4 protein-coding genes are annotated in these 6,021 nt (G+C 60.6%); all 4 read right to left on the bottom strand.

What is annotated here, in order from left to right; genetic code table 11:
* Window positions 1-184: 184 nt before the first annotated feature.
* Window positions 185-1,369, bottom strand: a complete 1,185-nt coding sequence (locus JCM17207_RS06830) for an MFS transporter (protein WP_238316867.1) — start codon at window positions 1,367-1,369, stop codon at window positions 185-187.
* Window positions 1,370-1,489: 120 nt separating this feature from the next.
* Window positions 1,490-3,256, bottom strand: a complete 1,767-nt coding sequence (locus JCM17207_RS06825) for a bifunctional metallophosphatase/5'-nucleotidase (RefSeq protein WP_238316866.1) — start codon at window positions 3,254-3,256, stop codon at window positions 1,490-1,492.
* Between the two features lie 255 nt (window positions 3,257-3,511).
* Window positions 3,512-5,626 carry a ribonuclease R gene (gene rnr, locus JCM17207_RS06820; RefSeq protein ID WP_238316865.1) on the bottom strand — a complete coding sequence of 705 codons (2,115 nt, stop codon included), beginning with the start codon at window positions 5,624-5,626 and terminating at the stop codon, window positions 3,512-3,514.
* A gap of 126 nt (window positions 5,627-5,752) precedes the next feature.
* A complete protein-coding gene (gene secG, locus JCM17207_RS06815) occupies window positions 5,753-6,001 on the bottom strand; it encodes a preprotein translocase subunit SecG (protein ID WP_238316864.1) in 249 nt (82 codons plus the stop codon).
* Window positions 6,002-6,021 lie beyond the last annotated feature (20 nt).

Below are 6,021 nucleotides of genomic sequence, written 5' to 3'. Positions count from 1 at the left end.
CACTTATGTGTTCCTTTCGCATTGTCTCTACTACCAGTTGCTTAAATTCCGGCGTGTAGCGTTTGTTCGGTATTCCTTTTGGCATAATAAAACACCCCACTTGTTATCCAGTATACCATACTGTCTAACAAATGGGGTGCAGTTCAGTTATCCCCCGCCGGGCGGTATTTTTCACAGGGCAAGCTCAGCCCTCTTTGGATTTTCGTCTGGAAAGCAACACCCCCGCCAACAGCAGCGCCGGGAACACAATCCCCGCCAGCACCCCGATTTTCAAATTATCCCCGAACAGACCGGAGACAAAGCCCACAACGGTGGGGCCGGACGAGCAGCCCACATCCCCTGCCAGAGCGAAGAGGGCGAACATGGCCGTTCCCCCGCCGGGCAGCGCAGCCGCCGCCTTGCTGAAAGTGCCGGGCCACATAATGCCCACCGAGAGCCCGCAGAGAGCGCAGCAGACCAGATTCAGCTGGGGCAGCGGCAGCAGCGAGATCCCAAGATACGACAGGATGCAGAGCACACTGCTGTATGCCATGAACCGGTCCAGGGGAACCCGGTCGCCGTACTTGCCATAGAACGCCCGGGAAAGCCCCATCAGCACCGCGAAAGACATGGGCCCCGCCAGGTCCCCCGCTGTCTTGGAGATGCCCAGACCTTTTTCAGCGAAGATGGAGGCCCACTGGCTCACCGCCTGTTCGCTGGCCCCGGCACAGATCATCATGACCACAAAGAGCCAGAACAGCTTTTTGCCGAACAGCTCTTTCAGGGTCATCCCCTGCTGCCCTTCTTCAATCAGGGGCGCAATGGGCACCCGGGTAAACACCAGGGCATTGCCCAGAGGGACCACCGCCCAGAGCAGCGCCAGAATCTTCCAGTTTTGGATCCCGGCCAGCTGGAAAAACAGGGTGGAAATGAGCACCACCCCCACATGGCCCCAGCAGTAAAAGGAGTGGAGCAGGCTCATGGCCTTTTCTTTGTTGTCCGAGGGGCAGGCCTCCACCACCGGGCTCACCACCACTTCCAGCAGGCCGCCCCCGATGGCGTAGACCATAACCGACGCCAGAATCCCCAGAAAGGGCGAGGGCAGCAGCTCGGGCAGGATGGTCAGAAGCAGCAGACCAGCGGCCGCGGTCAGATGAGCCAGAATCATGGCGGCGCGGTAGCCGATCCGGTCCACAAATTTAACCGAGACCAGGTCCACCAGCAGCTGAACGCCAAAGTTAAAGGTCACCAGCAGGGTGATCTGGGAAAGCGGGATCTGGGAGCTGTTCTGAAAGGTCAGAAACAACAGCGGCACAAAATTGTTTACAATCGCCTGCACAATATAGCCCACAAAACAGGCGCGTATGGTTTTGGTATAGGGATTTGTCATTTGGGTTTACCGTCCTTTTCGGGGTACTCGCACACAAAAAGGAGCCGGGACGCGGCCGCGCCCCGACTCCTGCCGTTGGTTGTGGATAAACAGTCTCTTGTACCAGGTTAACGCCGGCCCTCAGCGCAGCACAATGCGGCCTGCACCACGGGGATTCTCGTAGTGGATCAGGTAGCCGGGGTAATCGGCCAGGGGGCTGTTGTTGGTGTTCAGATGGCCCAGGCCCTCGGCATCCACGCCGCCGAACATCATGGCGTAGCTGGCCATCACCAGGTAGTCCTCCGAGACGTAGTCCTTGATCAGCTTGGCGCCGTCGAACATGGCAAAGCCGTCGCCCAGGTTGCGGAGGGTGTAGTTCATGCCGGCCATGGCGTAGGTGCGGTTCGGATCCAGCGGCTCATAGGTGCCGGTCTGCTTGTTGTAGATCTTGACATTCTGAACCCGCGGGGTGCCGGTAGCGCTGCCGGTCCAGACGCCCTTGTCGTCGGTCTGCACGGTGTTGGGCAGCGAGGTATGGATCTCGTAGCTGGCGCCTGCCACCTGCAAAAAGCCGCCGTTCTCCTGGCCGGAACCCGCATACCGGGCGCCAAACTCCAGGGCATCCTGGATCTGCTGGCCGGTAACCTCCATCAGGCAGGCCACGTTGCCGAAGGGGCTGACCTCTTTGCAGGTCTTGAAGGACCAGTAGCCCGCATACTCGTCGGCACGAATACCGCCGCCGTTCATAATGGCGATGTCGCAGTTCAGCTCCTCGATCTCGTTAAAGTAGCTGTAAATGCCGTCTGCCACGAAGTCGCCCATGTTGGTCTCCTCGGAGCGGATCAGACGCTTGCCGCTGTTGGGGTCGCTGATGTAGAAGTTGATATCGCTGTAAGCGATCTTCTCGCCCAGCATATCGTCCACGCTGTTGATCCAGGCGGCCTGGATGGCGTCCACATTGCCGTCCCTGCCCTCGTAGCTGGAGATCAGCTCGGTGGTGATGGTGCCGTCGGTGCCCAGGGTCATCCGGCCCACATTGTCCAGATAGTTGCCCGTCTGGGTCAGAACAACGGTGTTGCCCGCGGCGTCCTTGACCTCCTCGTAGGGGATCTCGGTGTGGGAGTGGCCGTCAATGAACGCATCGAAGCCGACGGTGTGGGCGATCACCTCGCGGCTGGTCCAGGGCGAGGAGGAGGGATCTACGCCCAGATGGCCCAGACCAATGACGTAGTCTGAGAGGATCTTGGCCTGGTCGATGGCCTTCTGCACAGCGTCATACAGCTCCTGGCCATCGGCGCCGCCGGAGATATTATAGATGTACTTGCTCTGGGTCTCGTCCATAAAGTAGGCCGGGGTGGACTTGGTGAAAGTCTCAGGGGTGGTGACACCCACAAAGGCAATGGACAGGCCGCCCAGATAGAACCGCTTGACGGCGGGCAGAACCTTGCGGTTGGTGCGCAGATCGATGAAGTTGCAGGAAATATAGGGGAAGTCTGCTTCCTTCATAATTTCCTGGGCGCGGGCCATGCCGTAGTCGAACTCATGGTTGCCCAGGGTGGCCAGGTCATAACCGGCGGCATTCATCAGCTGGATGATGGAAGCGCCCTCGTCCATGGAGCCGTAGGCAGTGCCCTGGACATGGTCGCCGGCATCCACCAGCAGGACATCCTGACCGGCGGAAACATAGCTCTGTTTGAGCGCTGCAATGGAAGCATAGCTCAGCTCAGGGGATTCTTTGTCAATGTAGGTATGCGCATCGTTGGTGTAGAGGATGGTGACCGGCGACTTCTTGAGGAAGGGCAGGCAGGCATCCGCACGCTGCGTGCCGAAACTGGCGGCCATAGCCATGGCGGCGGCAGAAACGCCGGCCGCCTTCATAAAGCTTCGGCGGGATACATAGTGTTTCATAAATGGACCTCCTTTTTTCAGAACCAAACCATTGGAAACTGTAACCAGAGACGGGCGGAGTAAAATCCGCACAAACCACTAGTTTAGTAATAGCACAGGCAGGCCATTCCGGCAAGGGGGGATTTGGAAATTCCGCCTGTTTTCGCGCATATTTTTTTCGCTTTTTCAGCACAGAGCCCACTCCCCTGCCCCGCAGCAGAAAAACAGCCCCGCCGGGGCGAACCCGGCGGGGCTGTTTTGTTCCGCATATTATTTTCAGGCTTTGGCAGGGGCCACTTCGAAGTCCACCTTGCCCAGGTTGACATCGGCCCGGACAATGGTGATCATCATGGCGTCGCCCAGGTTCCAGTTCTTGCCCGAGACAGGGTCGGACAGACGGATGCCCTCGGTGAGCATGGTGCCGCTGGGGGTCAGGCTGGAAGCGGGCACAAAGCCCTCCACACCGTTGGACAGCTCCACAAAGAGCCCCCGCTGGGTGACACCCGAAATAGTGCCCTCGTAGCACTCGCCCAGATGACGGCGGGCATACTCGGCCTTGTAGCAGTCCTCGGCGCGGCGCTCAATCTGCATGGCCACCACTTCCCGCTGGCTGGCCTGTTTGCTGACCTGCTCGGCAAAGTCGGCATACCGCACGGTCAGGGTCTCCTTGTCGCCGCCGGCCAGCAGATCGGTGAGAATCCGATGGATGGCCAGGTCCGGGTAACGGCGGATGGGGCTGGTGAAGTGGGCATAATCCTTCAGCACCAGGCCATAGTGTCCCTTGGGCTCGGCCTTATATTCCGCCTTGGACATGCAGCGGAGCATGCCGGTATGGATGATCTTCTCATAAGCAGTCCCCCGGGCGCCCTCCAGGATAGCGCTCAGCTCTTTGGGCACCGGCACATCCTTGGCGAAGTGGTCGTTGATGCCGCAGGCCTGGAGCAGGTTGTGCAGCCGCTCCAGTTTCTCACTGTTGGGTTCCTCGTGGACGCGGTAGACAAAGGGAATCTGCTTGACCCGGGCGAAGTGGGCGGCGCACTGGTTGGCCAGCAGCATGAACTCTTCGATCATGGCCTCACTCTCGCCCTGGACCCGCTTTTTCACATCAATGCAGTGGCCGTCCTCGTCCAGGATCAGTTTGACTTCCCCACTCTCGATGTCCAGGCAGCCCCGCTCCCGGCGCAGGCCGGCCCGCAGGCTGTAAAGATTGCGCATGGCGGGCAGCTGGTCGGCCACCTCCACATACTTGGCCTGGATCTCGGAGTCGGCGGTGCCTGCCAGCAGGGCGTTGATCTCGCTGTAAACGCCCTTGACCCGGCTGCAAATCACCGATTTGACAAAGCGATAATCCACCAGATTGCCGCCCTTGTCCAGGTGCATCAGGCAGGAGAAGGCCAGACGGACTTCTTTCTCGTTCAAGCTGCAGATGCCGTTGGAGAGCTGCTTGGGCAGCATTGGCACCACCTGGTCTGCATAGTAGACGCTGGTGGCCCGGTTGAACGCCTCGTTGTCCAGCTCGGTGCCCGGCTTGACATAGTGGGAGACGTCCGCGATGTGGACCCCCAGCTCGAAACCGTCGGCGGTCTGCTTGAGGCTGATGGCGTCGTCGATGTCCTTGGTCTCGGCGCTGTCGATGGTGAAGATGGGCAGGGCCCGCAGGTCCATCCGGCCCTGGGTGTCCTCTTCCCGGACGGTGGCGCCGTCCAGCTTCTTGGCCTCGTCCCGGACTTTATCGGGGAAGCGGCTGCGGATGTCCTGGGCGTAGAGCAGGGCCTTGGCGCAGCGCTTGGCCTCGTCCGAGCTGCCGAATCGCATGGCCACCCCCACCCGGTGCTCGTCGTGCCGGGCCCCGCGGGAGAGGATCTCCACGGCAACCTTGTCGCCGTCCTTGGCGCCGCCGCCGCAGTCCCGCATGATGGTCATGGTCATGGCCGGGCAGTCGTCCGGCACAAAGACCAGCTTGCCGTCCACCCGGCGGGTGGTGCCCACCAGGTTGTTCTTCTGCTCCAGAACCGCCAGGATCTCGCCCTCGTCGCTGCCCTCCACCCGGGGGTGGGCCAGCTTTTCCACCAGGACCTTATCGCCGGGCATAGCGCCCCGCAGAAACCGCCCCGGGATGAAGATATCGCTGGTGCCGTCCTCCAGCATGGCAAAGCCGAAGTTCTTGCCCAGCTTGACCAGGTTGCAGACCAGTGCTTTGTCGGCCCGGCCGGAGCGAACCGTGAAGAACACCCCCTGGCGCTGGCAGACCACAGCCTCCCGCACCAGCTCGTCCAGCGCCTCCATCACCTTGCGGTCTGCGCCCCGGTCGCCGCCGAACTTGGCTTTCAGATCCCGGACAGTGCAGGGCTGCTGCTGGATCGCATGCTCGATTTTATCTCGAATTGCCATAATTGATAGTTTCTCCTTCCAACTTAACCGCGCTCTCCATCGGAGCGCGGCCCTTCCCACGCCGGGCAGCCGCCGCCCGGACACAAAAACAGCCCCGTACAAGCGACGGGGCTATCACAGATCGGCTCAGCCCAGACGGCTGGACAGAATGCAGGCGGCGATTGCCACCACGAAGAAAATGACGCCGGCGACCTTGGTGATCTTGGCCAGCATCTGATCCGCGGGGGTCAGCCGGCTGGCGTTTGCACCCTGGGCGCCGCCGTTGATGGCGCCGGACAGGCCCTGGCCATGGGTGTGCTGCAGCAGGGTGAGCACAACAATGATCACAGCGACGACCATCAAAACCACGCCGCCAACGATTTCATAAACAGTCATACGTTTTCATGCTCCTTCAA

The sequence above is a fragment of the Faecalibacterium gallinarum genome (assembly GCF_022180365.1).
GTDB lineage: Bacteria > Bacillota > Clostridia > Oscillospirales > Ruminococcaceae > Faecalibacterium > Faecalibacterium gallinarum.
Note: the sequence above shows the minus strand (reverse complement) of the source record. Positions and strands in the feature narration are given on the sequence as shown.

Excerpts from the sequence above, each read along its gene's own strand:
- JCM17207_RS06830 (WP_238316867.1), bottom strand. The coding sequence starts at position 1,369 with ATGACAAATCCCTATACCAAAACCATACGCGCCTGTTTTGTGGGCTAT.
- JCM17207_RS06825 (WP_238316866.1), bottom strand. The coding sequence starts at position 3,256 with ATGAAACACTATGTATCCCGCCGAAGCTTTATGAAGGCGGCCGGCGTT.
- rnr (WP_238316865.1), bottom strand. The coding sequence starts at position 5,626 with ATGGCAATTCGAGATAAAATCGAGCATGCGATCCAGCAGCAGCCCTGC.
- secG (WP_238316864.1), bottom strand. The coding sequence starts at position 6,001 with ATGACTGTTTATGAAATCGTTGGCGGCGTGGTTTTGATGGTCGTCGCT.